This window comes from Spirilliplanes yamanashiensis (assembly GCF_016863475.1).
Lineage (GTDB): Bacteria > Actinomycetota > Actinomycetes > Mycobacteriales > Micromonosporaceae > Spirilliplanes > Spirilliplanes yamanashiensis.
On record NZ_BOOY01000025.1, the window covers coordinates 105929 to 131883 of the forward strand.

Consider the following 25955-nt stretch of genomic DNA (forward strand, 5'->3'; position numbering starts at 1 on the left):
GGCGCCGGTCCGGTCATGCCGGCGACACCGGGGAGACGCGGCGGGTCACGGCGGCGTTCGCGCGGACCGGCTGGCGGCCCGCCGCGATGCGGCCCAGCAGGTGCGCGTACCGGACCTGCCAGCGCGCCGGCACCCCCGGCTCCCGCATCGCGCGGCCCAGCACCCCGGCGGCCGCCTCGTCGTCGCCGCGGCGGTGCTCGGCCACGGCCACGATCCAGCGCATCTCGGCCCGCAGGTCGGCCGAGTCGGCGCGGGCGGCCACCCATCCCGCCTCCGCCTGCGGGTCGCCGCCGGTGCGCAGCAGCAGCCGGGCCAGCCGGGCGGCCAGGTCCAGGCGCAGCTCCGCGCCGGTGGCGTCGTCGCGGGTGGCGCGCCGCAGCAGCGCCACGGCCAGCTCCGGCGCCCGCTCGTGCAGCTCGTCGAGGTGCTCGGCCAGCCACCGCGTCGACCACCCGTCCAGTTCGGACGGTCCCGCCAGCAGCTGCGCGCCGACCCGCTCCACGGGCGCCGATCCGGCCAGCTGCTCCGCGTACCGCCGGTGCAGCATCTCCCGGATCGCCGTGGGCGTGCCGTCGTGCAGCACCCGGCGCACCAGCGGGTGCCGGAAACTCAACGTGTCGTCGGGCGAGTCCAGCAGCAGCCCGGCCGCGAGGACCTCGGTCAGCGCGTACACCAGGGCGGCGGGCGTCCGCCCGGTCACCGCGGACAGCTCCGCCGCGGTCGTCCCGTCGCCCAGGAACGCCGCCGCCCGCATCACCTCCCGCGCCTCCTCGGTGAGCGGCTCGAGGTGCGCGGTGGCGGCGGCGGTCAGCTCGGCCGCCACCCCCGGCGCGGCCTGGTCCCCGATCGGCAACATCTCACCGCGTGCGGCGGCCGCCACGACGGCCCGCACGTGCCGCGGGTTCCCGGCGGCCAGCTCCGCGGCGAGCACCGGCAGCTCCGGCCCGCACCGCGCCCCCGCCACCGAGCGCACCAGCTCCGCGGACCGCTGCACGTCCAACGGCCCCACCGCCAGGACCGTCGCCCCGGCCTCACCCAGCACGGTCCGCAATAGGCCCACCCGCGGCCGCGTCGGCGCCGGCCGCGTCGCCACGACCAGCAGCAACGGCAACGACCCGACGAGCCGGTGCAGGTGATGCCACCCCAGCACGCTGGCGTCGTCCGCCCACTGCATGTCGTCGACGGCCAGCACCAGCGGCCCGGCGGCACACAACCGCCGCACCAGCGCCGCCGCCCGCTCCAGCACCGCCCCGACGTCGTCACCGGCCCGGAACGTCTCCACCGCGGCCCGCAACTCCGGGTCCGCCCCCTGCTCGGTCTCCAGGCACTCGGCCAGCACGCTCAACGGCACCCGCTGCGCCAGCTCGTCGCCCAGCCCGCGCCCCACCTGGCACCCGGACCCGGCCGCGTCCCGCAACGCCTGCTCCAGCAGCGCCGTCTTGCCGATCCCGGCCTCGCCCTCCAGCCAGACCAGCCCACCACGCCCCCCGGCGAGGTCCGCGACGGCGCGGCGCAGCACCGCCAGTTCCGCTTCACGCCCGACCAGCGCCGGCTCGTCGCCCCGCTTGCGCCGCTGCTGGGGTACGGGCGGCCGCGACTGAGCCCCGGCGATCCGCTCGTACGTCTCCCGCAGCGCCGCCCCCGGCTCCGTCCCGGTCTGCTCCACGAGCGTGTCGTGCACCCGCCGGTACAGCGCGAGCGCCTCGGCCCGCCGCCCCGTGCGCTCGAACGCCGTCATGAGCAGCGCCGCCATCTGCTCCCGGACGGGATGCTCGGCGGCCGGCCCGCTCAGGTCGGCGATGACGGTCTCGGGCTCGCCGTCGGCCAGGGCGAGGGCGGCGTGCCGTTCGAGGGTGGCGAGGTGCAGCTCGCCGAGCCGCAGCCGCTGCGTCTCGGCGAACGGGCCGGGGATCCCGTCGAAGGCGACGGCGGCCGGGCCGCTGTGGCTTGCGCCGTTTCCCACCCTCGCGCTGCTGTCCACCCTCGCGCTGCTGTCTCGGCTCGCGCTGCTGTCTCGGCTCGCGCTGCTGTCCCGGCTCGCGCTGCTGTCCCGGCTCGCGTCGCCGTCTCGGCTGGCGTTGCCGTCCGGGTTCGCGTTGCCGTCTCGGCCCGCGTTGCCCTCCCGGCGCGCGCCGTCGTCCAGGGTTGCGTTGGCGGTGGGGTCCGTATTGTCTTGCGCCGCCGGGCTTCTCTCCGGTGCCGGGCCGATGTCCCCCTGGCCGTTCGCGCGCCGTTCGGGGGTTTGGTCCCACAGGCGCAGGGCTTCCGCGAGCGCGGCCCGCTCCGCGCGGGCATCACCGGCGGCCCGGTGGCGGCGGGCCGTGTCGCGCAGGACCTCGAAGCGAAGGGCGTCCACGTCGGCGGGGTCGATCTGGAGCCGGTAGCCGCCGCCACCCGACGCCAGGATGCGGTCGCGGCCGCGCCGGTGTCCCGGTTCGAGGGCTTGGCGCAGGTCCGACACGTATGTGTAGACGTTGCCGGCGGCGCTCGCGGGCGCCGCCTCACCCCACACGGCGTTGACGATCTCCTCGCGGGGAACGGTCCAGCCGGCACGCATCGCCAGCACGGCGAACAGCGCCCGCCGGTGCGCCGAGCCGAGTTCCAGCTCGGTGTCGCCCCGCCACGCACGGACCCGCCCGAGCAGGCTGACGCGCACGGGTTCCGCGTCCTCTGCTCGCATCGACCGCTGCCTCTCCATGTCATGGCGTGACCTGCACGGTACGCCGCGCAGTCGGAACTTTAGGTCGGTCCGTCAACCGCCCGTCCCGATCATCACCGCACACTAACGGACCGTAAGACTGCGCTTAGGCGCACCAAAGAATCATTTAAGCCTCACGCGAACCGGGATACGGGGGCAGCCCACGCGCGCGTGGGGGCACCCCTGCGGGCGCGCCCTTGGTGGCGCACCACGGGCCGGGTTGACTCAGCTCTGACGGCCGCCGGGACCGGGGAGCGAGGTGCGCGCATGTACGCCGGGGACCTCTTCCTCGCCCTTGCCGACCAGGGGCGTCTCGTGCTGGACGCCGACGAGGCGGAGGAGATCATCGCGGGTCTGGAACGCACCCTCGAGGCCCTCGCCGCCCGGGTCCGCCTGCTCGACGCCTGGCGCAGCGGCCTGGCCGACGCGTACGGCATGCCGCAGCCCGTCATCGACGCCGTCTTCGCCGAGCAGCTCGCGCCCGGCCGCACGGACGAGGCGATCCGCGAACTGCCCAAGTACGTCGAGGCTCTGCGCCGCGCCACCCGCCGCCCTGCATAGCAGGTCAGGCCGCCTCCCGTTGCCCCGTCTTCACGGCATGGAGACTTCGTGAAGTCGCAATTTAAAGACTCTTGCGAGTACGGCGAATGGCTCGTCCTCGGAGGTGGCTGGTGGAGAAGGTACGGGTAGCCCTGCACGCGACGGACCCGCTGAGTCTGGCGGGCCTGAGCCGCGCGCTGGACTCGCGTCCCGACGTGACGCTGTTGGACGCGGAGAACCGCGCCGACGCCCAGGTCACGGTCATCGCGGCCGATCGGCTCACGTCGGAGGTCGTCGGCGGCCTGCGTCGCGCCGCCAGCGAGGCCGGCCGCCCCGTCGTCCTCGTCGTCCGCGAGATCACCGAGGCGGAGCTGCTGACGGCCGTCGAGTGCCGGGTGGTGGCCGTGCTGCCCCGCGCGAGCGCCACGGCCGAGCGGCTGGCCCACAGCGTGCACGCGGCGGCTTCCGGCGGCGGCGTCATGCCCCCGCACCTGGTCGGCGAGCTGCTCAAGCACGTCGAGCGCCTCCAGCGTGAGGTCCTCACCCCGCACGGCCTCAACTCGGCCGGGCTGAACCCGCGCGAGATCGACGTCCTGCGCCTCATGGCCGAGGGCCTGGACACGGCCGAGATCGCCGGCAAGCTCTGCTACTCGGAGCGCACCGTCAAGAACGTCATCTACGGCGTGACCCACCGGCTCAAGCTGCGTAACCGATCGCACGCGGTCGCGTACGCCCTGCGAGCCGGCATGATCTGACACCGCGCCGGACGGGCGCGCCACCGGGGGGCGGCGCGCTTGCCGAGGGATGACGGGCTGGTCCGATACGGGCCGGCCCGTCACCTTCTGCGCCGGAGCCATCGTCAGCTCACCGCGGTCTTCTGGTGACCGGAGCCCAGGATCGTGACCGTCGAACCCCTGCCCCCGGCCGGGACGTGCACCCACCACAGCGCCGTCACCGTGACGGCCACGGCGCCCTTCACGGGAGTGCCCAGCCCGCGCAGCCCGGGTGCGAGAACGGCCGTGCCGCCCGGCACCGCAAGGGTGAACGTCGTCGCCGTCGAGTGGCCACGAGCGCCCCGCCGCCCGCAGCGCCCGGATCGGCCACGGCCCCACCACGGTCGAGCGCCGCACCGCCGGCGCCGTGCGGGTGGCTGAGCCCAGCGTGAAGCGCACCTCCGACCGGATCGTCTCGGCCAGCCGGAGCATCTCCGTCATGTGCGCGCTCGGCTCGAACAGCGCGGCGTCACTGCTGCGCATCCGTCCCGTCCCTCCCCGTCGAGTCGATCCGGCGGCGACGTTACCGCCGCGCGTAACGGCTGTGGGAGCCCTGTGGATAACCGGTTTGTCCGTCCTTATCCACAGGGGACGTTGCGGGCGTCGAAGCCGTGATTGGATGGCCGTCGCACCGCGGCCGGGGACCGGTTCGCGGGCCTCCACCTGCAGAAAGGCCGGTAATGGCGCAGCCGCACGATCCCTGGTCGCCGCACCCGGGGGCCGCCCGCCCCCAGGCGCCGGCGCCCGGCGCGGCAGCCCCAGCGGACCCGCGCCGGACCCAGCCGGCACAAGGCCGTCCCGGCCCGACCCCTCCCGCCGGGCCGGCGTGGCCACCGCCGCCCCCGGGCAGCCCGTACGCCTTCCCCGGCGCGGCCGGGCCGCATCCCTACCTCCCGTCCGGCCCGCGCCCGCAGCGGTCGTCGCGCGGCCTGTGGATCGGGCTCGGCGCCGGGGCACTCGTCCTCGTCGTGCTGGTCGGCGCCGTCCTCGGGGTCGTGCTCGGCGCGCGGTCCGAGCCGGTCGCGTCGCCGTCCGCGGCCCCCGTGTCCGCCGCCCCCGGCGCGGTGCAGATCAGCCGCGCCGACCTGGAGCGCATCACCACCACACGTCAGGCCGCGCTGCAACGGCGCGACCTCAAAGGATTCCTCGCCCCGCTCGACCAGGGCAACCGCGCACTGATCGACGGGCAGACGCGGCTGTTCCACAACCTGCAGAAGGTGACGTTCACGGAGCAGCGGTTCGGGTTCGTCGACCAGGCCGGCCGGTCCATCGACCGGTTCGGGCGCGGCGTGACGGTCCACCTCGACGTGGCGTTCGTGCATCAGATCAAGGACTTCGACAACCGGCCGGTGGCCGAGTGGTACCGGTGGACCATCACCAAGAAGGACGCCGCCGCCCCGGCCGTCATCACGGACGTGTCCGGCGCGCCCGGCGGCTCCCTCGCCGACTCGAAGACCTACTACTACCCGGCGCCCTGGGACAAGTACGACGACATGCGGGTCACCCGCACCCCGCACGTCCTCCTGCTCACCGACCGCGCGATGGAGGCCAAGGCCCGCCGGTACGCGAACGTCGCCGAGAAGGCGGCCACCGACGTGCTCGGCGCGTGGCGTCGCGGCGGCCAGGACGGCCCGGTGCTGCAACGGTTCGTGGCGTCGCTGGTGCCGAACAAGAAGGAACTCGGCTCGCTGTACCAGATCGCCACCGACAAGGTCACCGAGGCGGGGCACTCGATGCCGATGGTCGCGTACGACGGCAAGGGCGGCGAGGTGTCCGGCGGGGCGCGGGTCGTCATGGACACCAGCAGCGGCTTCTTCGCCGACGACGCGGGCGCCGGCGAGATCCTCCGGCACGAGTTCACGCACGCGATGCTCGAGGGCATAAACCGGCACGACAACGACGACGCCGCCATCTGGGGCCAGGAGCCGTGGATCACCGAGGGCATCGCCGAGTACGTCGCCAACCGCGACCACGGCGGCCCCGCCAACCGCGACGGCGGGGCACGGTCAGCCCTGCGCGCGGGGGAGTTCCCGGCCCGCATGCCGAACGCACTCGCCTTCGGCGGCGACGCGCGCGTCACGAACCTGCACTACTACATAGCGCACCAGGCCATCCGGCACATCGTCGCCCGGTACGGCGAACTGAAGATGTTCGCCTTCGTGGCCGCCTACTACGGCGGCGCCTCGGTCGCCGACGCCGCCCGCACGACGCTGGGCGCGGACGCCGACGCGTTACGGCGCGCCGCCCTCGCCTACGCCAAATCCGAACTGACCTGAGGACACACCCCATGCACCCGCCCCAGCCCACCCCGGACGACGCCCAATGGCAGCGGCCGGAATCCGGCCCGCCGACCGCACGTCCAGATGGGACAGTGGCCGCTCAGCCGTCGCCCGGCCCGGTGGTGCCGCCGGCTCGATCGACGCCGGGTCAGGGAGTGCCGGGCCAGGGAGCGTCGGGCCAAGGGGCGACTCCGAGGCCGTCCGTTCCGCCCGCCTCCGGGCCGTGGGGCCCATCGGTGCCGCCGGGGCAGGGGTACGGCGCGTCAGCCACCGACCACACAGGACAGCGGTCGGCCCCGCCCATCGAAGACCCTCCGGGCTCGTCGCAGCCGGGGACCTGGGCGTCGCCGGGCCCCGCGGCGACCGGCCAAGCTGAGCCGGGGAGCTGGTCGGTGCCGGGCCCTGCGACGGCCGGCCAAGCTGAGCCGGGGACCCCGGCGCCACCGGGCCCCGCGACGACCGGTCACGGTGAGCCAGGGAACTGGCCCGCGTCGGGTCCCGCGATCCCGCCGCAGCCGGGGCCTTGGCTGCCGGGCAGCGTCGGCTCGGGCCCACAGCACCCAGGAGGCTGGGCGCCACCGGGTGCGTCGGCCTTGGGCCAGCCAGGCGCCCCGGCCCTGGGCCAGCCCGGCGCCTGGGGCCCGCCGGGTCCGCAGACTCAGAGCCAGCCGGGGGCCTGGGGGCCGCCGGGCTCGGCCGTCCCGGGCCAGCCGCACAACAGCCCCTGGCCGCCCCCGCCAGGCCACCCCGCGCAGGGATATCCGGGCCAGCCGGGCTACCCGCCGCCGCCGCGGCCGTCGGGCAACGGCAAGCGGATCGCGGTGATCGTCGCCGTGGTCGTGCTGGTGCTGGCGATGGCCGGCTTCGGGACGGCCGTGACGGTGGCGCGGCTGATCGGCGACGCCGGGAACGAGGCCGGCTCGTCGGGGGCCATGACCACGGCGTGGACACTGCCGTACCCGGGGGAGCGCAACGCGCGCGACGAGGACAGCCAGCGTCTGTTCGCGAGCTGGGTGACCGCGGACCTGCTGGTGCGGGTGGAGGCGGACGGCGTCCTCGCGTACCGGCTGAGCGACGGGTCGCAGGCGTGGGGGGTGCCGCTGCCGGAGGGCATGTCGACGTGTTCGGCGAGCCCGGAGGCTGACGGTTCGTTCGGGGCGATCTCGTACGGCACCGACACGCTGTGCGACCGGGTGGCCGGCGTGGACCTGGGCACGGGGAAGCTGTCGTTCCAGCAGCAACTGCCGATCGCGAAGCGGGACGTGCCCGGCACCATGCGGCGCGGGCTGCTCGTGGCGGTCGGCGGCGGGACGGTGGTGGTGAACGCGGCGACGGACCTGCTGGCGTTCCGGGCCCAGGACGGCACGAAGCTGTGGGAGCGGCGCACCCACCAGTACTGCCAGGTCGCGAGCCTCGCGGTGTCGGCGACGGCGGTCGTGGCCGGGGTGGGGTGCTCGCCGTACCGGGTGGTGTCGCTGCAGCTGGCGTCCGGGCGGCCGATGTGGCAGAAGGACCTGCAGGGGCGCGAGATGGTGCGGCACGTGGTGTCGGCGACGCCGGCGGTCGTGCTGGTGTCGTCGATCAGCGACCAGCTGGTCCGGGCGTACTCGGACAAGGGGGCGGTGACCGCGGAGATCCCGGCGAAGGACGGCCAGGTGTCGCTGTCGACGCTGCCGACGGGCAACGCGATCCGGCACGGCATCGAGCGGTACGCGATGTTCGCGGACGCGTCGACGGTGTACGCGGCGACGGACGAGTCACGGGCGGGCGGCGGCGAGGGGCAGGTCGCGGCGTTCGACGTGGCGACGGGCAAGCGGCGCTGGTTGTCGTCGGGGCACCGGGGGGCGATCTCGCTGATCCGCGCCGACGAGCAGGGGCTGCTCGGGCTGGAACGCGGTGGCTTCGACGGGCCGTCGTGGCTGGTGCGGCTGGACGCCGCCACGGGGCAGCGGACGGTGGTGCGCGACGCGTCCCTCGGGTTCGTCGACTTCCCGCTGTTCGGCGACTTCGAGGAGCGCGACGGCACGCTGCTGGTGATGCCGCAGACGAACGACGGGAAGGCGCCGGCGGTCAGGGCGCTGCGGTGACGGCGCCGGGGTGGTGGGCGGCGTACAGGTCGGGCAGGAAGTGTTCGAGCAGGCCCACCTCCTCGACGTTGTGCCGCAGCCAGGCGCGTTCCATGCCGGGGGTGAACACCCGCGCCCGCAGGTACCGGTTGACGGGCGCGGACAGCGCCGACCGGCCGCCGAGGTCGAGGACGCTGACGTAGTGCACCCGGCCGCGGCCGGCCGACCAGGTGTGTTCGAGCTGGAAGAGCGGCACGCCGGCGATGCGCAGCACGAGGCGGATGCCGGTGCGGTCGAGCTTCTCGACGCGGTCGACGGTGTCGACGTGCATGGCCGGGTCGCCGCCGAAGTTCTCGACGATGTGGAACCGGGCGCCCTCGCCCGCGCCGCCGCCCGGTGCGGGCCGGGCCAGCGCCCAGGCGATGTGGTCGCGCGGGTGCCACACGCGGTAGCGGGGGACGTCGCGCCCGGCGTACGGCATGGTGCCGCCGATGTTGCGGAACCACCACAGCAGCATGTCGGGCGTCAGGCCGGTCAGGGGTTCGTGGTCGATGGTGAGGCGCAGCCGGTGGTGCGGCAGCTCGTGCACGGCGACGCGGCTCTCGTCGAGGGTGCGCAGCGGGTACAGCAGGGGCAGCCGTCCGGCCGCGGCCGGTGTGGCGGTGGACCTCATCGGAGGGCTCCTTCGGTGCGGGACCGGGCGGGGCTGGGTGGTTGCCAGCTCTGCAGGGCGGTGAGCTGCCGGGCGGTGAGCGACGCGGGGATCAGCCGGACGGCCGTGTCGCGCAGGAACACCCGCGTGCGTCCGCGCGCCTGCGCCACCGCCCCGACCGAGCGGGCCCGGCGGGCGATGGACTGGGTGCGGGGGCGGCGCAGGGCGTCGTACCGGTCGAGGGCGGCGTCGATCCCGCCATGGTCCGAATCGGACAGTGGGGCGAGCAGGGCGGCGAGGGTGGCGGCGTCCTCCATGGCCTGGCCGGCGCCCTGGCCGAGGTCCGGGGTCATGGCGTGCGCGGCGTCGCCGAGCAGGACGCACCGGCCGCGGCGGAACGTGGGCAGCGGGCCGGCGAGGTCGTGGATGTCGAGGCGGGCGACGGTCGCCGGGTCGGTCGCGGCCAGCATCTCGGCGATGGGGGAGTGCCAGCCGGCGAAGTGCCGGTTCACCGCCGCCCACTCGTCGTCCAGCGCGACGCCGGGCGGCATGGACGCCACCCCGAACCAGTACACGCGGCCGTCGCCGAGCGGTGCCATGCCGAAGCGCAGGCCGTCGCCCCACGTCTCGCCCGCCGCGCCGCCCAGGTCGACCGGGGTCGCGGTGACGCCGCGCCACGTGCTGTAGCCGGAGTACCGCACGCCCGGGTCGCCCGGCCAGGTCGAGCGGACGCGGCTGCGGATGCCGTCCGCCGCGACGACCACGTCGAAGCTCTCCGCGCCGGTCGTCAGGGTCACGGTGTCGCCGGACGCGGGCACGCCCAGGACGTCTGATCCATATCGGACGGTGTCGGGGTCGAGCGCGGACAGCAGCACCCGGTGGACGTCGGACCGGTGCGCGATGCGCAACGCGGCCAGCGAGGCCGCGGGGGTGGTGGCGAGCCACCGGCCGTCCGGGCGGCGCTGGCCGGCGCGCAGCAGGCCGGCCGGGGCGGTGACGGCGCGCATCGCGTCGCCGAGGCCGACCGCGTCCAGCGCGGTGAACGCGTTGCCGAACAGCGACAGGCCCGAGCCCTCCCGGCGGGGCTCCGGCGCGCGCTCGAACACCGCGACCTCGTGACCCGCCCGCTGCAGCCCGACGGCGGCGACGAGTCCGCCGATGCCCGCGCCGATGATTCCGACTCTCACGACGACCTCCCTCTACGGATGTAGAGGACTTTACTCCTGTAGAGTGGCCGGATGGAAGAGGGCATCGGGGAGCGGCGCACGGCCATCGGCGAGGCGGCCATCGCGATCATCGCGAGGGAGGGTCTGCGCGCCCTGACGCATCGGGCGGTCGACCGGGAGCTGGCGCTGCCGCCCGGGTCGACGTCGTACTACGTGCGCACCCGGCGCCAGCTGCTCGAAGCGGCGGTCAACCGGCTCGCCCACCGCACCGGCCAGGACCTCGACGCGGCCGCCCCCGGCCCGGCGAGGCCCGACGCCCGCGCCGAGGCCGCCTCTGGAACAGCGCCGACCGACCCCGACGGCCTCGCCTCCGCGCGGGCCTCCGCCAAGGCGGCGACAGCCGGTGGGGTGGCGACAGCTGGTGGGGTGGCGACAGCTGGTGGGGTGGCGACAGCCGGCAAGGCGGCGACAGCGGGAGGGGCGGCGACAGCGGGAGGGGCGGCGACAGCGGGAGGGGCGGCGACAGCCGACCCGGGGTCAGCCGGCACCGGATCAGCCGGCACCGGACCAGCCGGCGCAGTCACCCTCACCCCCGCCCAGGCCGCCGCCGCCATCACCGCCGTCATCGACACCATCGCCGCCCGCCGCGACGACAACCTCGCCCGCTACGCCTTGGCCGTGGACCTGACCACCGACCCCGACCTGCACCCCCTGGTCACCGCCCAGGCCCCGGTCCGCACCAAGATGCTGCACGCCGCCGCGACCCTCCTGACCGCCTGCGGCGCCGACCCCACCCGAGCCCCCGAGCTGGTGGCCCTCGTCGACGGCCTGATCTACGACCGCCTGGCGGGCAGTGGCGCCCACCCCGAGGCGAGGATCGACGCCGGCGCGGTCGTCGCCGCGTACCTCACCGGCCTCCCCAAGCGGGCCACGTCGCAAGATCTGCCGTAGTCCGACAAAACCCTGTTACCTTCTTGCAAGATTTCGCCGTATGATTACCGCCGTGACGAAACGTCTCGCCGAGGTGGCGAAGAAGGCCGGGGTCAGCGAGGCCACCGTCAGCCGGGTGCTCAACGGCCGCAACGGGGTCAGCGAGACCACCCGCGCCGCGGTGCTCACGGCGCTCGACGTGCTCGGTTACGAGCGGCCCACCAAGCTGCGTGGCGAGCGCGGGCGGCTGGTCGGGCTGGTGCTGCCGGAGTTGCAGAACCCGATCTTCCCGGCGCTCGCCGAGGTGGTCACGGCCAGTCTGGCCCAGCGCGGGTTCACGCCGGCGCTGTGCGCGCGCACCATCGGCGGCGTGCCCGAGCGGGACTACGTCGAGATGCTGCTGGACCACCAGGTCAGTGGGGTGGTGTTCGCCGGCGGGTCGTACGCGCAGGCGGACGCCGAGCACGATCACTACCGGCAGCTGGCCAACCGGCGGCTGCCCGTGGTGATGGTGAACGGCGGGGTCGACGAGCTGGGGTTCCCGCACGTGTCCACGGACGACGCGGTGGCGGTGGAGCAGGCGTACGGGCACCTGCGGGCGCTCGGGCACGAGCGCATCGGCATCGTGCTGGGGCCGGAGGGGCACGTGCCGTCGGAGCGCAAGCTCGCGGCGCTGATCAGTGCCGACGGCTCGCCGGAGGTGCAGCGCACGAACTTCTCGATGGAGGGTGCGCGGGTGGCCGCGGCCCGGCTGATCCAGGCCGGGGTGACGGGCATGATCTGCGCGAGTGACGTGATGGCGCTGGGGTCGATCCGGGCGGCGCGGCGGCTGGGGCTGGACGTGCCGGGGGACGTGTCGGTGATCGGGTTCGACGACTCGGCGCTGATGACGTGCACCGACCCGCCACTGACGACGGTGCGGCAGCCGATCGAGACGATGGGGCAGGCGGCGGTCGATCTGCTGGTGCGGCAGATCGAGGGGGCCGAGGTGCTGGGCGACGAGCTGCTGTTCGAGCCGGAGCTGGTGGTCAGAGGGTCGACGGGGCCGGCGCCGAAGCGCTGACCAGCGACAACGACGAGGGCGGGCCGATCGGCCCGCCCTTTCGCGTGCCCGGGGTCCGACGGCAACCACGGGCGTCGATGCCCCGGGCCGACGGCTCGCCGAGCAGTCTTGTTTTTTCTTTCTGCGGTCGACTTCTTGCTGAACCCCGTGCGTCTTTGTATCGTCATCGCCACGAAACATGAGACGAGAGCCACGTCACAGTCTCGTCCCGGCCCCACCGCGCGCACCCCCTTCGAGAAAGGGCGTTCCCCCATGAGCAGAACCCGACTGCGCAGCGCCGTCGGCCTCGTCCTGGCCGCCGGCCTGATCCTCTCGGCCGCCGCGTGCGGCGGTGACGACGACGCCCCGCCGGCCACCGGCAACGAGAAGGTGACCCTCGTCGTCAACGGCCTGCCGCCGGCGACGGAGAAGGTGAACCACGAGCGGTTCCTGGCGAACGTGGCCGCGTTCGAGGCCGCGAACCCGAACATCGACATCGACCCCCGCGAGGGCAAGATGGACCCGCAGACGTTCCAGGCGAAGCTGGCCGGCGGGCAGCTCGAGGACGTCTTCTACGTCTACTTCACCGACCCGGCCGCGCTGATCGCGAAGCGGCAGGTCGCCGACATCTCGAAGTACCTGAAGGAGTTCCCGGTCACCGGCCAGATCAAGCCGGAGGTGCTGCGCGTCTTCCAGGACGACAAGGGCGGCACGTACGGGCTGCCGTACAAGAACTACTCGCTCGGCCTGCTCTACAACCGCGAGCTGTTCACGAAGGCGGGGCTGGACCCGAACAGCCCGCCGAAGACGTGGGCCGAGGTGCGCTCGGCGGCGAAGGCGATCGCGGGGCTCGGCAAGGACTACGTCGGCTACGGCGACTACTCGAAGTCGAACACGGGCGGCTGGCACTTCACGGCCGAGCTGTACTCGCTGGGCGGCGACATGGCCGTCAACGAGAACGGCACGTGGAAGGCCGCGTTCAACAACGACCTCGGCCGGCAGGTCCTGCAGAACCTCAAGGACATGCGCTGGACGGACGACAGCATGGGCAGCCGTCAGCTGCTGGAGTGGGCCGACCTGCTCAACATGATGGGCTCCGGCAAGCTCGGCATGTACGTGGCGACGGCCGACAACATCCCGACGATCGTCAACGAGTTCAAGGGCGACTACACGTCGTACGGCCTGGGGCCGATCCCGGAGGGCAAGGGCACCCTCGGCGGCGGCGAGGGCTACATGTTCAACGCCAAGGCGGACCCGGCGAAGATCCGGGCGGGCCTGAAGTGGCTGACGTTCTGGTTCGCCTCGCCGGACCGGATCGCCGAGGAGAACAAGTGGGCCTCGGAGAGCAAGCAGCCGGTGGGCCTGCCCGAGCCGGCCATCTGGACCGGTGAGGCCGCCGCCAAGCAGGCCGCGTCCGACAAGCAGTACGCGAACGTGCCGCAGGAGAACTACGCGCCGTTCATCGCGGCGATGGGCACGATCCCGGTGAAGCTGGAGCCGCCGAACGCGCAGGCGATCTACGCGGTGCTCGACGTGGCGATGCAGAAGGTGCTGACCGACCGCAACGCCGACCCCGCCAAGCTGCTGGCCGACGCGGAGACGCAGGTCAACAGCATCCTCGCGGGCGTTCGCTAGATCGGAACCGGGTGGGGGCCCGCGGGCGGGCCCCCACCCACCCTCCACACCGGGAGTGAGTCGATGGCCTTGCTGACGGCGGACAAGCCCAGGACCACGCGGACGACGGAGCCCGGCGACGGGCCCGGCACCCAGGGTCGGCTGCGGCGCAGGATCCAGGACAACCTGCTGGCGTACGCGTTCCTCGCCGGCGGCATCCTCTGCTTCGCCCTGTTCTCGTGGTACCCGCTGGTGCGCGGCGTCATCCTCAGCTTCCAGCAGGTCAACTTCGTCACCGACCCGTACTGGGTGGGGGCGGAGAACTTCGAGGTGCTGTTCGACGACCCGCTGTTCTGGACGGCCTGGAAGAACACGGTCGTGTTCACCGGGCTGGCGCTGGTGCTCGGGTATGCGGCCCCGCTGGTGCTGGCGATCCTGCTCAACGAGCTGCGGCACTTCAAGGCGTTCTTCCGCATCGCCGTCTACCTGCCGGTGATGCTGCCGCCGATCGTGGTGGTGCTGCTGTGGAAGTACTTCTACGACCCGGGCAACGGCCTGTTCAACGCGGTGCTGCGCGGCGTGGGCCTGCCCGAGTCGCAGTGGACGCAGGGCAGCGGCAGCGCGATGATCTCGCTGGTCCTGGTGTCGACGTGGGCCAACCTGGGCGGCGCCACGCTGATGTACCTGGCCGCGCTGCAGGGCATCCCGGGTGAGCTGTACGAGGCGGCGGAGCTGGACGGCGCGAGCGTCTGGCAGCGGCTGCGCCACGTCACGCTGCCGCAGCTGCGGTTCATCATGCTGGTCCTGCTGCTGCTGCAGGTCATCGCCACGATGCAGGTGTTCATCGAGCCGTTCCAGCTCACCGGCACCAGCAACCCCGACACGATCACGGTGATGGTGCTGATCTACCGGTACGCGTTCACCGTCAACCAGGACTTCGGCCTGGCCGCCGCGATGAGCGTGCTGCTGTTCGTGGTCCTGGGCGTCTTCTCCGCGATCTACCTCCGCCTGACCCGGGAGGCCCAGTGACCGCCATCGCCCCCACGCCCGTCCCGACGCGCCGGCGCCGCGGCGACGGCGGCGCCGCCACCCGCACCCTGGTCTCGGAGACGGAGCTGCGCCGCGGCCGCAACCGGGTCGTCTACTGGGCGCTGCTCGCCGTGGTGACCGCGGTGTTCGTGGTCGCGTTCGTGCTGCCGCTGTACTGGATGGTGGCCGGCGCGCTGAAGACGCCCGCGGAGCTGGCGCAGGCGACGCCGACGGTGGTGCCGCAGGACCCGCAGCCGCAGAACTTCGCGACGGCGTGGGAGCAGATGAACATCGCCCGGTTCTTCGCCAACACCGTCTTCTACGCCCTGGGCGGCTGGCTGATCCAGCTCGTCGTCGACGTGGCGGCGGCGTACGCGCTCAGCAAGCTGCGGCCGGCGCTCGGCAAGGTGGTGCTCGGCATGATGCTGGCGAGCCTGATGCTGCCGGCGGCGGCGCTGCTGGTGCCCGCGTACCTGACGGTGGCGGACGTGCCGATCTTCGGCTGGAACCTCATCGACACACCGTGGGCGCTGTGGCTGCCCGCCGCCGCGAACGCCTTCAACGTCTACGTGCTCAAGCGCTTCTTCGACCAGATCCCGAACGACCTGCTCGACTCGGCCGCGATCGACGGCGCCGGCCGGCTGCGCATCCTGTGGTCGATCGTGCTGCCGCTGTCGCGGCCCGTCCTCGGCGTGGTGTCCATCTTCGCGATCATCGCGATGTGGAAGGACTTCCTGTGGCCGCTGCTGGTGCTGCAGGACCCGGAGAAGCAGACCCTGTCCGTCGCGCTGAGCCGCCTGGCCAACACCAGCCAGGTGCCGCAGACCGAGTTCCTCGCCGGCCTCGTCATCGCGTCGGTGCCGATGGTCGTCATCTTCCTGATCTTCCAGCGCAGCATCATCAGCGGCCTCTCGGCCGGATCCATGAAGGGCTGAACCGCACCAACCGACCGCACGACGGGTGGCCGACCCCGGCCGCCGGGACGAACACGCCCTCACACGGGAATGAAGAGGTGCAACGTGACGAACACGTGGTGGCGCGACGCGGTGATCTACCAGGTCTACCCGCGCAGCTACGCCGACGGGAACGGCGACGGCGTCGGCGACATCGCCGGCATCCGGGCCCGCCTGGACCACCTGTCGGCCCTCGGTGTCGACGCCATCTGGTTCAGCCCGTGGTACCCGTCGCCGATGGCCGACGCGGGCTACGACGTCTCCGACTACCGCGACATCGACCCGGTGTTCGGCACGCTCGGCGAGGTGGAGGCGCTGATCGCGGAGGCGCACCGGGCCGGCATCCGGGTGATCGTGGACGTGGTGCCGAACCACTGCTCCATCGAGCACCCCTGGTTCCAGAAGGCCCTCGCCGACCCGGCCGCGCCCGAACGGGAGCTGTTCTGGTTCCGCGACGGTGACGAGATGCCCACCGCCTGGCGCGGCGAGTTCGGCGGCACCACCTGGACCCGGACCCCCGACGGCGCCTGGTACCTGCACCTGTTCACCCCCGAGCAGCCCGACTTCAACTGGGACCACCCGCGGGTGCGCGCCGAGTTCGAGAGCGTCCTGCGGTTCTGGCTCGACCGGGGCGTCGACGGCATCCGCATCGACTCCGCCGCCCTGCTGATGAAGGACCCCGACCTGCCCGAGGTCGACCCGTCCGCGAAGCACCCGTTCCACGACCTCGACGCCGTGCACGACGTGTACCGGTCGTGGCGGCGCATCGCCGACGAGTACGCCGACCGCGCCCTGATCGGCGAGGTGTGGCTGCCCGAGGTCGACCGGTTCGCCGCGTACCTGCGCCCGGACGAGCTGCACGCGGCGTTCAACTTCGACTTCCTCGGCTGCGCCTGGGACGCCGGCGCCATGCGCGCCTGCATCGACCGCACCCTCGACGCGCACGCCGGCGTCGGCGCCCCCGCCACCTGGGTGCTGTCCAACCACGACGTCACCCGGCACGTCACCCGGTACGGCCGGCAGGACACCGCGTTCAGCTTCGCCACCAAGCGCGAGGGCACCCCCACCGACCTGGAGCTGGGCACCCGCCGGGCGCGCGCCGCCGCGCTGCTGTCGCTGTCGCTGCCCGGCGCCGCGTACGTGTACCAGGGCGAGGAGCTGGGGCTGTGGGAGGTGGAGAACCTGCCCGTCGAGGCCCGCCAGGACCCGATGTGGCAGCGCTCCGGCCACGGCCGCGACGGCTGCCGGGTGCCGATCCCGTGGTCGTCGGAGCGCCCGCCGTTCGGGTTCAGCCCCGACGGCGCGGCCGAACCGTGGCTGCCGCAGCCGGAGGGCTGGAAGGACCTCACGGTCGCCGCCCAGACCGGCGACCCGCACTCGATGCTGGAGCTGTACCGGCGGGCCATCGCCGCCCGCCGCGCCCTGTCCGGGCCCATGCGCTGGCTGCCCTCGCCGCCCGGCGCCCTCGCGTACGCCCGCGGCGACGTCGCCGTGGTGGTCAACATGTCCGGCGCGCCGGTCCCACTGCCGGACCACGACACCTGCCTGCTCGCCAGTGGCCCGCTCGACGACGGCGTCCTGCCACCGGACACCGCCGTCTGGCTGCGGACCACCTGACCGGGTGCGGGCCCCCTGCGTGCGGTTGGGGGCCCGCGCTCACCGGGTGGGAGGGCGCCGCCCACCGACGGCGCCCTCCCGCCGCCCTCCCAACCCCATTGGAAGGTGTGTCACGTGTCCAGAATCCGCTCCCGATGGCTCGCGGCGACCGTCGCCGCCGCCGTCCTCGTGGCCCTCGCGCCGGCGCCGCCCGCCGCCGCGGCCGGGCCCAACCTCGCCGCGGGCAGACCCGCGGCCGCCTCCAGCCACAACGACGTCTACGTCGCCGGGAACGTCACCGACGGCAACCAGAACACCTACTGGGAGAGCGCCAACAACGCGTTCCCGCAGTGGGTGCAGGTCGACCTCGGCGCGGCGGCGCCGGTCAACGAGGTGACCCTCAGGCTGCCCGCCTCGTGGGGCGCGCGCACCCAGACGCTGACCGTCACCGGGTCGGCCGACGGCGCGCAGTTCAGCACCCTGGCCGCCTCCGCCGGGCGGCAGTTCGCGCCGTCGGTCACCATCGCGTTCGCGGCCGCCACCGTCCGGTACGTCCGCGTCACCGTCACCGCCAACACCGGCTGGCCCGCCGCCCAGATCAGCGAGTTCGAGGTCTACGGCACCGGCGGCGACCCCGGTCCCGGCCCCGACCCGTCCGGCGGCAACCTGGCGCTGAACAAGCCGATCACCGCCTCGGGCGTGACCCACACGTTCGTCGCCGCCAACGCCGTCGACGGCAACGTGGCCACCTACTGGGAGGGCCCGAACCCGAGCACGCTCACGGTGCAGCTCGGCGCGAACGCGGCGCTGACCGGCGTGCGCGTCCGGCTGAACCCCGACCCGGCGTGGGGCGCGCGGGTGCAGACGTTCGAGATCGCCGGCCGCGCCCAGGGCGCCACCGCGTGGACGACGATCAAGGCGTCGGCGTCCTACTCGTTCAGTCCGTCTTCGGGCAACACCGTCACCGTGCCGGTCGGCGCCACCGCCGCGGACGTCCAGCTGCGCTTCACCGGCAACACCGGCGCGCCCGGCGGCCAGGTGGCCGAGCTGGAGGTGCTCGGCGCGGCCGCGCCCGGCCCCGACCTGACCGTCACCGCCGCCACCGCCGCGCCGTCCGCGCCGGTGGAGACGGACCCGATCACGCTCTCCGCCACCGTGCGCAACGCGGGCACCCAGTCCGCGCCCGCCAGCAGCGTGACCTTCTACCTGGGCACGACCCGCGTCGGCACCGCCGCCGTGGGCGCGCTCGCGGCGGGCGCCTCCGCCACCGTGTCCGCGGGCGCGGGCACCCGCGCGGCCGGGTCGTACCAGCTGATCGCCCGCGTGGACGAGGCGAACGCCGTCGCCGAGCAGAACGAGACGAACAACGCGTTCACCGCGGCCGCCCCGCTGGTGGTCCGCCCGTCGGACACCGCCGACCTGGTGCCCACCGTCAGCTGGTCGCCGGGCACGCCGTCCGCCGGCCAGACCGCCACCTTCACCGTGACCGTCCGCAACCAGGGCACCGTCGCCTCCACCGGCGGCCCGCACGCCGTCACCGTCACCGTCCTCAACGGCACCGGCGGCGTCGTGCGCACCCTCACCGGCACCGTGCCGGGCATCGCCGCCGGCGCGTCCGCGCAGGCGTCGGTCGGCACCTGGGCCGTCGCCAACGGCCGGTACACCGTGCGGGTCACCGTCGCGGCCGCCGCCAACGAGCTCGCGTCGCGGCGCGGCGACAACACCGCCGAGATCCCGTTCTTCGCGGGCCGCGGCGCCGACATGCCGTTCGACATGTACGAGGCCGAGGACGGCGCGACCGGCGGCGGCGCGGGCGTCGTCGGCCCCAACCGCACCGTCGGCGACCTGGCCGGCGAGGCGTCCGGCCGCCGCGCCGTCACCCTGAACAGCACCGGCGCGTACGTGCAGTGGACCACCCGGGCCGCCACCAACACCCTGGTGACCCGCTTCTCCATCCCCGACGGCACCACCAGCTCGCTGTCGATCTACGTCAACGGCGCCTTCCACAAGTCGATCCCGCTGACGTCGAAGTTCGCCTGGCTGTACGGCGCGGAGTCGTCGCCGACCAACTCGCCGGGCTCGGGCGCGCCGCGGCACATCTACGACGAGGCGAACATCATGCTCAACTCGTCCGTGCCCGCGGGCAGCACCATCCGCCTGCAGAAGGACGCCGGCAACCCCGGCCCGATCGCCGTCGACTTCGCCTCGCTGGAGCAGGTGGCGCCGATCGGCAACCCCGACGCCGCCCGCTACGTCGTCCCGGACGGCTTCACCCACCAGGCCGTGCAGAACGCCCTGGACACCGCCCGGCAGGACACCGGCAAGCTCGGCGTCTACCTGCCCGCCGGCACCTACGAGACGAACACCAAGTTCCAGGTGTACGGGCGTTCGCTGCGCATCGTCGGCGCCGGCCCCTGGTACACGCGCTTCCAGGCGCCGCAGAGCCAGGAGAACACCGACGTCGGCTTCCGCGCCGACGCCACCGCCAACGGCACCGTGTTCTCGGGCTTCGCCTACTTCGGCAACTACACGACCCGCATCGACGGCCCCGGCAAGGTCTTCGACCTGCAGAACGTCGCGAACATGACGATCGAGAACGTGTGGGCCGAGCACCAGGTCTGCCTGTACTGGGGCACCAACACCGACAACATGGTCATCCGCAACTCCCGGGCGCGGAACCTGTTCGCCGACGCCATCAACATGACCAACGGCAGCACCGGCAACCGGGTGTCCAACGTGGAGTCGCGGGCGTCCGGCGACGACTCGTTCGCCCTGTTCTCGGCGATCGACGCGGGCGGCGGCGACGTGCGTGACAACGTGTACGAGAACCTCACGTCGATCCTGACGTGGCGGGCCGCGGGCGTGGCCGTGTACGGCGGCCTGAACAACGTGTTCCGCAACATCTACATCGCGGACACGCTGGTGTACTCGGGCATCACGATCAGCTCGCTCGACTTCGGCTACCCGATGAACGGCTTCGGCGCCAACCCGCCGACCACCTTCGACAACATCTCGATCGTCCGGGCCGGCGGCCACTTCTGGGGCAACCAGACGTTCCCTGCCATCTGGGTGTTCAGCGCGTCGAAGGTGTTCCAGGGCATCCGCGTCAGCAACGTCGACATCGTCGACCCGACGTACAGCGGCATCATGTTCCAGACCAACTACGACGGGGCGGGCCGGCCGCAGAACCCGGTCACGGACACGGTCTTCACCAACGTGTCCATCTCGGGGGCCCGCAAGAGCGGCGACGCCTGGGACGCCAAGTCCGGCTTCGGCATCTGGGTCAACGAGCTGCCCGAGCCGGGTCAGGGCCCGGCCGTCGGCAGCGCCGTCTTCAACAACCTGACGCTGTCGAACAACGCGGTCGACATCCGCAACACCACGTCGACCTTCACCATCGTCCGCAACTGACGCCCGTCCGGCGGGCCGGGCTCAGGCCCGGCCCGCCGAACTCAGCCACGGGCAGGCGCCGGGCGCGATCCGGTCGCAGTCCTCCCAGGTGGCCCAGCCGAGCCGGGCGGCCGCGCCGCGCAGCTCCTCGGGGGTGCGGTGCGGCAGGTGCTGCTGGAGCAGGTGGTCGCGCGGGTCGCGGTAGGCGGGCAGCAGCCAGTTGTAGAGCCGCCCGCCGGTGGCGGTGTACAGCTCGGGCGTCAGCAGGACCACGCAGCTGCGGTCCGGGTCGCGGGCGCCGAGCGGCGCCGGCATCCCGGGGTTGGGGTCGAGCAGCACGTCGATGCAGCGGGCCAGCTGGTTGCGCAGCACGTCGTACGTGACGGTCGTGGACACGTCCGACAGCACCTTCGCCTCGAACAGCACGGCGGCCCCGGTGGCGGGGGCGACGAGCATCGCGTCGGCCCGGGTGGCGCCCTCCAGCGCGATGGCCCGGCGGGCGGCGGCCGTGCGCAGGTACGGGATGGGGGTGCGCTCGTCGAGGTGGTCGGCCAGCCAGCGCCGGTACGACGGCGGCGAGGGCAGCGCGACCTCCAGGTACAGGTGCAGCTCGCCCGCGAGCAGGCCGGCCCACGACTCCGCGCCGGGCGGCGGGGCGACGCCCGCGCGGGCCAGCAGCTCGGCGAAGCGCTCGGAGCGACCGGCGCCGTCGTCGTCGCCGTAGTAGAGCCCGAGCAGCGCCGCGGCGACCCAGAACCGCTCGTCCTTCTCCAGCTGCCGCCCGCGGCGCACCTCGGCGTCGGTGACGAGGTGGCCGGTGGCGACGCGGTCGTCGTGCGCCGCCGCGTTCGCCACGGACGCGCGGTAGTACGCCAGGTGATCGCCCGGGGCCCGGACCGGCGCGAAGTGCCGGCGCAGGATCTCGGCGGGGAACGGCAGGTACGTCTCGTGCAGGACGGCCACGATCCGACCCTAGGCGGCCCGGCGGCCCCGCTCCGGCACTTAAACAAGTTAACAGTTGACTTTGTTACGTAATATCGAAAGACTCCGATGCGGAGAGCGCTCTCCTTTCCCTCCACACCCCCCACCAGTGGATCCGGAAGGACGCCCATGGTCCGCAGTTTCTGGGTGGCCGCAGCCGTCACGGCCACCACCGGCGCTCTGCTCGCCGTCCCCGTCACGAGCAGCTTCGCCGCCGAAGAACCCACTCCCGCCCGCGCCGCCGCGGCGCTCGACCTCGCGCCCGGCATGGTCGCCGCCATGAAGCGCGACCTCCAGCTCACCGACGCCCAGATCGCCGGCCGCCTGCGCAGCGAGGCCGGCGCGCCCGTCGTCGAGAAGAACCTGCGGGCCCGGCTCGGCGACCGGTTCGCCGGCGCCTGGGTGTCCGGCGACCGGCTCACCGTCGGCGTCACGCGCGCCGCGGACGCCGCGGCCGTGCGCGCCGCGGGCGCCGTGCCGAAGGTCGTCGCGCGCTCCGAGCGGCAGCTCGCCGCGGCGAAGGCCAGACTGGACAAGCGGGCCGCGACGGCCGGCAGGGCCGTGCACAGCTGGTACGTCGACCCGGCGAGCAACGCCGTCGTCGTGTCCGCCGCCACCGCCTCGGCCGGCGCGGCCTTCGTCAAGGGCAGCGGCGCCGACGCCGCGGTCGTCACGGTCGAGGCGGGCGCCGAGGAGGCGCCGCGGCCCATGTACGACCTGCGCGGCGGCGACCAGTACGTCATCAACGGCAACACGCTGTGCTCCGTCGGGTTCTCCGTCGCCGGCGGCTTCGTCACCGCCGGTCACTGCGGCGGCACCGGCAGCCCGACGCTCGGGTACAACAACGTCGCCCAGGGCACGTTCGCCGGCTCGTCGTTCCCCGGCAACGACTACGGCTGGGTGCGCACCAACGGCAACTGGACGCCGCAGCCCTGGGTGAACAACTACGCCGGCGGCAACGTCACCGTGGCCGGTTCGCAGGACGCGGCGATCGGCTCGTCCGTCTGCCGGTCCGGCCGCACCACCGGCTGGCGCTGCGGCGTCATCCAGGCCCGCGACGTCGCCGTCAGCTACCCGCAGGGCGTCGTGTACGGCCTGACCCGCAGCAACGCCTGCGCCGAGGGCGGCGACTCGGGCGGCGCGTGGATCTCCGGCAACCAGGCGCAGGGCGTCACGTCCGGCGGCTCCGGCAACTGCTCGACCGGCGGCACCATGTACTACCAGCCGGTCAACGAGATCCTCGGCGCGTACGGCCTGTCGCTCACCACGTCGGGCGGCGGCAGCGGCAGCACGAGCCGGCTGGTCAGCAACTGGAACAACAAGTGCATCGACGTTCCGGGCTGGCAGTTCAACGACGGCCAGCGCCTCGAGGTGTACGACTGCCACGACGGCACGAACCAGCGCTGGGAGTTCGTCAACGGCACCCTGCGCACCCAGAACAACAAGTGCATGGACGTGGCCTGGGGCGGCACCGCCGACGGCACCGCGATCCAGATCGCCACGTGCTCCGGCAACCCGGCGCAGCAGTTCGTGCTCAGCGCGGCGGGTGACCTGGTGAACCCGCAGGCCAACAAGTGCGTCGACATCGCGGCGTGGAACGGCAACAACGGCGCGCCCCTGCACCTGTGGACGTGCGTCGGCGGCGCGAACCAGAAGTGGCGCCGCGGCTGATCCCGGCCCGACCGCTCAGCGGCCCCCGTGCTCCGGCGCGGGGGCCGCTGCCGTGAGCGCCTCCCGCAGCACGGCGAGCAGCGTCCCCTCGGGGTGCTCGATCCAGTGCTGGGTCGCCACGCGCAGCGTGGTCAGGAACGTCGCCGCGAGGACCCGGGCGCGCAGCGCCGTGCTGCCGGGCCCCCGCCGCGCGATCTCGGCGGCCAGCTCGCGCTCGACCACGGTGTACGCGGCGACCTGGTGGGCGAGCAGCACCGGGTGGGCGCGCACCCGCCGGCGCAGCGCCAGCCACCCGGGGTCCGGCTCGCCCCGCACCTCCGCGGTGAGCTGCTCGGCGGCCGCGCCGAGCGCCGTCCACGGGTCCTCCCCGGCCGGGCGCTCGCGCAGCAGTTCGAGCATGCGCCGCAGCCGGGCGGAGTCGCCGTGGAAGAACGCCTCCTCCTTGCTGGAGAAGTAGTTCGAGAACGTGCGCCGGGACACGTCGGCGGCGTCGGCGATGGCCTCGACCGTCACCCGCTCGAACCCGTGCTCGGCGGCCAGCCGCAGCGCCGCCTCGTGCAGCGCCTGGCGGGTGGCCGCCTTCTTGCGTTCGCGCAGCCCGGGGCCCTCGTCCATGGCGCTGGAGGCCGCGCGATGAGCGCATCCACGACCGCACCCGCCGCCGGCACCGGCGCCGGGCCCATGACGCACCGGCAGACGCTGGAGGCGCTCAGCGGGCTGCTGCTCGTGCTCTTCGTCGCCATGCTCAGCGGCACCGTCGTGTCCACCGCGCTGCCGCAGATCATCGGCGCGCTCGACGGCTCGCAGACCCAGTACACGTGGGTCGTCACCGCGACCCTGCTCACGGCCACCGCCACCACGCCCGTCTGGGGCAAGCTGGCCGACCTCTACGACAAGAAGAACCTGATCCAGGTCGCGATCGTCGTGTTCCTGGTGGGCTCGGTGATCTCCGGCTTCGCCCAGACCGCCGGGCAGCTCATCGCCGCCCGTGCCTTCCAGGGCATCGGCGTCGGCGGCCTCCAGGCCCTGGTCCAGGTCGCCATCGCCGCGATGATCCCGCCCCGCGAGCGCGGCCGCTACAACGGCTACCTCGGCGGCGTCATGGCCGTCGCCACCGTCGGCGGCCCGCTGCTCGGCGGCCTCATCGTCGACACGTCGTGGCTGGGCTGGCGCTGGTGCTTCTTCGTCGGCGTCCCCGTGGCCGCCGTCGCGCTGGTCCTGCTGCAGGCCACCCTGCGCCTGCCCGCCGCCCGCCGCGACGACGTGAAAATCGACTACCTGGGCGCCTCGCTCATCGCCGCCGGCGTCAGCGTGCTGCTCGTCTGGATCTCGTTCGTCGACGACGCGTTCGCCTGGGTCTCCTGGCAGAGCGGCGCGATGGTCGGCGGCTCGCTGCTGCTGCTCGCCCTCGCCGGGTGGGTGGAGTCCCGGGCCGCCGAGCCCGTCGTGCCCCTGGCGATCGTCCGGCAGCGCACCACCGCGCTGGCCATCCTCGGCAGCCTGGCGGTCGGCATGGCCATGTTCGGCGGCGCCGTCTTCCTCGGCCAGTACTTCCAGATCGGCCGCGGCTACAGCCCCACCGAGGCCGGCCTGCTCACCATCCCGATGATGGCCGGCGTGCTCGGCTCGTCCATCGTCTCCGGGCGGCTCATCACCCGGACCGGCCGGGTCAAGCCGTACCTGGTGGCGGGCTCGGTCGTGCTGGTCGCCGGGTTCGCGCTGCTGGGCACCATCGACCACCTGACGTCGCTGTGGTTCATCGGCGCGGCGATGCTGCTGGTCGGCGCCGGCGTCGGCATGACCATGCAGAACCTCGTGCTCGCCGTGCAGAACACCGTCTCGCTGCGCGACATCGGCGCGGCCAGCTCCTCGGTCGCGTTCTTCCGCAGCCTCGGCGGCACGATCGGCGTCTCCGTGCTCGGCGCGGTGCTCGCCCGGCACGTCGCGGACGGCATCACCACCGGCCTGGCCGCGGCGGGCGTCCCGGCGTCGGCCTCCGGCGACGCGGCGGGCAGCCTCGACCTGGCGGCCCTGCCGGCCGGCGTCCAGGAGATCGTGCGGGCCGCCTACGGCGACGCCACCGGGCACATCTTCCTGATCTCGGCGGCGATCGCGGTCGTCGGTGTCCTGGCGTGCGTGCTGTTCCGCCCGATCAACCTGCGCACCAGCATCGACCTGCCGGACGCGGCCCCGGCGACGGCGCCGGTGCCGGTCCGCCGCTGACGCGCCGTTTCAAGCGCCTCAGGCGCGTCAGGCGGAGGTGCTCGCGAGGGTGGCGAGGGCGGCGCGGCGCTCGGCGTCCGGCAGCACCGCCGCGAACGGCGACGTGCGGCGCAGGTCGGCGGCCGACGGGTCGCGGGAGATCAGCGCGTCGAGGACGGCCTCGGGCCCGGCGGACAGCGCGGCCGCCCAGCGGTCGAGGCGGGCGGACGCGGCCGGGTCGGCGCCGGTGCGCAGCGCGGCCAGGTTGTCGGCGGCCGAGGCGAGGACGCCGGACGGGTCGGCGACGAGGCGGGCGGCGACGGCGCGGTGCAGCTGGAGGGTCTGGTCGTCCTCCGAGGTCGGGTGCGGCATG

The 25955-nt window shown here is 73.7% G+C and carries 20 protein-coding genes; 13 read left to right on the forward strand and 7 right to left on the reverse strand.

Annotated features, from left to right (window positions below):
* Positions 1-13: 13 nt before the first annotated feature.
* Positions 14-2680, reverse strand: coding sequence for an ATP-binding protein (locus Sya03_RS16070; protein ID WP_203939111.1), 2667 nt, complete (start codon positions 2678-2680; stop codon positions 14-16).
* A 285-nt stretch (positions 2681-2965) separates the two neighbouring features.
* Between Sya03_RS16070 and Sya03_RS16075 the strand changes: the two genes are divergently transcribed.
* Both Sya03_RS16075 and Sya03_RS16080 read left to right on the forward strand, forming a co-directional pair.
* Complete coding sequence (locus Sya03_RS16075; protein WP_203939112.1) at positions 2966-3259, forward strand: hypothetical protein; 294 nt, start codon at positions 2966-2968, stop codon at positions 3257-3259.
* Positions 3260-3369: 110 nt separating this feature from the next.
* Positions 3370-3993, forward strand: coding sequence for a helix-turn-helix transcriptional regulator (locus tag Sya03_RS16080; RefSeq protein WP_203939113.1), 624 nt, complete (start codon positions 3370-3372; stop codon positions 3991-3993).
* Between the two features lie 104 nt (positions 3994-4097).
* Here Sya03_RS16080 and Sya03_RS16085 read toward each other — a convergent pair whose 3' ends face one another.
* A complete protein-coding gene (locus Sya03_RS16085) occupies positions 4098-4271 on the reverse strand; it encodes a hypothetical protein (protein ID WP_203939114.1) in 174 nt (57 codons plus the stop codon).
* 708 nt (positions 4272-4979) lie between these two features.
* Here Sya03_RS16085 and Sya03_RS16090 point away from each other — a divergent pair.
* Both Sya03_RS16090 and Sya03_RS16095 read left to right on the forward strand, forming a co-directional pair.
* On the forward strand, positions 4980-6287 hold the full coding sequence (locus Sya03_RS16090; protein ID WP_203939115.1) for a hypothetical protein: 1308 nt from the start codon (positions 4980-4982) through the stop codon (positions 6285-6287).
* A gap of 824 nt (positions 6288-7111) precedes the next feature.
* Positions 7112-8377, forward strand: a complete 1266-nt coding sequence (locus Sya03_RS16095; protein WP_203939116.1) for an outer membrane protein assembly factor BamB family protein — start codon at positions 7112-7114, stop codon at positions 8375-8377.
* Here the strand turns inward: Sya03_RS16095 and Sya03_RS16100 are convergent.
* Together Sya03_RS16100 and Sya03_RS16105 are read right to left on the reverse strand one after the other, a co-directional pair.
* Positions 8361-9029: a hypothetical protein gene (locus Sya03_RS16100; protein ID WP_203939117.1), complete on the reverse strand. Its 669-nt coding sequence runs from the start codon at positions 9027-9029 to the stop codon at positions 8361-8363. The two genes, Sya03_RS16095 and Sya03_RS16100, sit on opposite strands and share 17 nt — an antisense overlap.
* The gene (locus Sya03_RS16105; RefSeq protein WP_203939118.1) at positions 9026-10195 is read right to left on the reverse strand and encodes an FAD-dependent monooxygenase; all 1170 of its coding nucleotides are present in this window, start codon (positions 10193-10195) and stop codon (positions 9026-9028) included. Before Sya03_RS16105 ends, Sya03_RS16100 begins: the two co-directional genes overlap by 4 nt.
* Positions 10196-10246: 51 nt before the next feature.
* Between Sya03_RS16105 and Sya03_RS16110 the strand changes: the two genes are divergently transcribed.
* The 7 genes from Sya03_RS16110 (at position 10247) to Sya03_RS16140 (ending at position 20749) form a co-directional block, all read left to right on the forward strand.
* Positions 10247-11125, forward strand: coding sequence for a TetR/AcrR family transcriptional regulator (locus tag Sya03_RS16110; RefSeq protein WP_203939119.1), 879 nt, complete (start codon positions 10247-10249; stop codon positions 11123-11125).
* A gap of 40 nt (positions 11126-11165) precedes the next feature.
* Positions 11166-12167, forward strand: coding sequence for a LacI family DNA-binding transcriptional regulator (locus Sya03_RS16115; protein WP_203939120.1), 1002 nt, complete (start codon positions 11166-11168; stop codon positions 12165-12167).
* A gap of 252 nt (positions 12168-12419) precedes the next feature.
* Positions 12420-13781: an ABC transporter substrate-binding protein gene (locus tag Sya03_RS16120; protein WP_203939121.1), complete on the forward strand. Its 1362-nt coding sequence runs from the start codon at positions 12420-12422 to the stop codon at positions 13779-13781.
* A 63-nt stretch (positions 13782-13844) separates the two neighbouring features.
* Positions 13845-14789 (forward strand): carbohydrate ABC transporter permease, encoded by a 945-nt coding sequence (locus Sya03_RS16125; RefSeq protein WP_203939122.1) that lies wholly within the window; start codon positions 13845-13847, stop codon positions 14787-14789.
* The gene (locus Sya03_RS16130; protein ID WP_425543764.1) at positions 14786-15724 is read left to right on the forward strand and encodes a carbohydrate ABC transporter permease; all 939 of its coding nucleotides are present in this window, start codon (positions 14786-14788) and stop codon (positions 15722-15724) included. Before Sya03_RS16125 ends, Sya03_RS16130 begins: the two co-directional genes overlap by 4 nt.
* Positions 15725-15793: 69 nt before the next feature.
* Positions 15794-17359 carry a glycoside hydrolase family 13 protein gene (locus Sya03_RS16135; protein ID WP_203939123.1) on the forward strand — a complete coding sequence of 522 codons (1566 nt, stop codon included), beginning with the start codon at positions 15794-15796 and terminating at the stop codon, positions 17357-17359.
* 114 nt (positions 17360-17473) lie between these two features.
* Positions 17474-20749: a discoidin domain-containing protein gene (locus tag Sya03_RS16140; RefSeq protein ID WP_239107576.1), complete on the forward strand. Its 3276-nt coding sequence runs from the start codon at positions 17474-17476 to the stop codon at positions 20747-20749.
* A 21-nt stretch (positions 20750-20770) separates the two neighbouring features.
* Here Sya03_RS16140 and Sya03_RS16145 read toward each other — a convergent pair whose 3' ends face one another.
* A complete protein-coding gene (locus Sya03_RS16145; protein WP_203939125.1) occupies positions 20771-21691 on the reverse strand; it encodes a hypothetical protein in 921 nt (306 codons plus the stop codon).
* Positions 21692-21838: 147 nt separating this feature from the next.
* Here Sya03_RS16145 and Sya03_RS16150 point away from each other — a divergent pair, with 147 nt between their 5' ends.
* Positions 21839-23380 (forward strand): ricin-type beta-trefoil lectin domain protein, encoded by a 1542-nt coding sequence (locus Sya03_RS16150; protein ID WP_239107577.1) that lies wholly within the window; start codon positions 21839-21841, stop codon positions 23378-23380.
* Positions 23381-23395: 15 nt separating this feature from the next.
* On the opposite strand, the gene Sya03_RS16155 is transcribed toward Sya03_RS16150, so the two are convergent.
* Complete coding sequence (locus Sya03_RS16155) at positions 23396-23995, reverse strand: TetR/AcrR family transcriptional regulator (RefSeq protein ID WP_203939126.1); 600 nt, start codon at positions 23993-23995, stop codon at positions 23396-23398.
* Between the two features lie 18 nt (positions 23996-24013).
* Between Sya03_RS16155 and Sya03_RS16160 the strand changes: the two genes are divergently transcribed.
* The gene (locus tag Sya03_RS16160) at positions 24014-25603 is read left to right on the forward strand and encodes an MDR family MFS transporter (protein ID WP_203939127.1); all 1590 of its coding nucleotides are present in this window, start codon (positions 24014-24016) and stop codon (positions 25601-25603) included.
* 27 nt (positions 25604-25630) lie between these two features.
* On the opposite strand, the gene Sya03_RS16165 is transcribed toward Sya03_RS16160, so the two are convergent.
* Positions 25631-25954 (reverse strand): hypothetical protein, encoded by a 324-nt coding sequence (locus Sya03_RS16165; protein WP_203939128.1) that lies wholly within the window; start codon positions 25952-25954, stop codon positions 25631-25633.
* Position 25955: the final 1 nt, after the last annotated feature.

Coding starts and splice junctions, on each gene's coding strand:
- Sya03_RS16125 (WP_203939122.1), top strand. CDS start 13,845: ATGGCCTTGCTGACGGCGGACAAGCCCAGGACCACGCGGACGACGGAG.
- Sya03_RS16075 (WP_203939112.1), top strand. CDS start 2,966: ATGTACGCCGGGGACCTCTTCCTCGCCCTTGCCGACCAGGGGCGTCTC.
- Sya03_RS16160 (WP_203939127.1), top strand. CDS start 24,014: ATGAGCGCATCCACGACCGCACCCGCCGCCGGCACCGGCGCCGGGCCC.
- Sya03_RS16115 (WP_203939120.1), top strand. CDS start 11,166: ATGATTACCGCCGTGACGAAACGTCTCGCCGAGGTGGCGAAGAAGGCC.
- Sya03_RS16110 (WP_203939119.1), top strand. CDS start 10,247: ATGGAAGAGGGCATCGGGGAGCGGCGCACGGCCATCGGCGAGGCGGCC.
- Sya03_RS16100 (WP_203939117.1), bottom strand. CDS start 9,029: ATGAGGTCCACCGCCACACCGGCCGCGGCCGGACGGCTGCCCCTGCTG.
- Sya03_RS16150 (WP_239107577.1), top strand. CDS start 21,839: ATGGTCCGCAGTTTCTGGGTGGCCGCAGCCGTCACGGCCACCACCGGC.
- Sya03_RS16155 (WP_203939126.1), bottom strand. CDS start 23,995: ATGGACGAGGGCCCCGGGCTGCGCGAACGCAAGAAGGCGGCCACCCGC.
- Sya03_RS16135 (WP_203939123.1), top strand. CDS start 15,794: ATGAAGAGGTGCAACGTGACGAACACGTGGTGGCGCGACGCGGTGATC.
- Sya03_RS16120 (WP_203939121.1), top strand. CDS start 12,420: ATGAGCAGAACCCGACTGCGCAGCGCCGTCGGCCTCGTCCTGGCCGCC.
- Sya03_RS16070 (WP_203939111.1), bottom strand. CDS start 2,680: ATGCGAGCAGAGGACGCGGAACCCGTGCGCGTCAGCCTGCTCGGGCGG.
- Sya03_RS16165 (WP_203939128.1), bottom strand. CDS start 25,954: ATGCCGCACCCGACCTCGGAGGACGACCAGACCCTCCAGCTGCACCGC.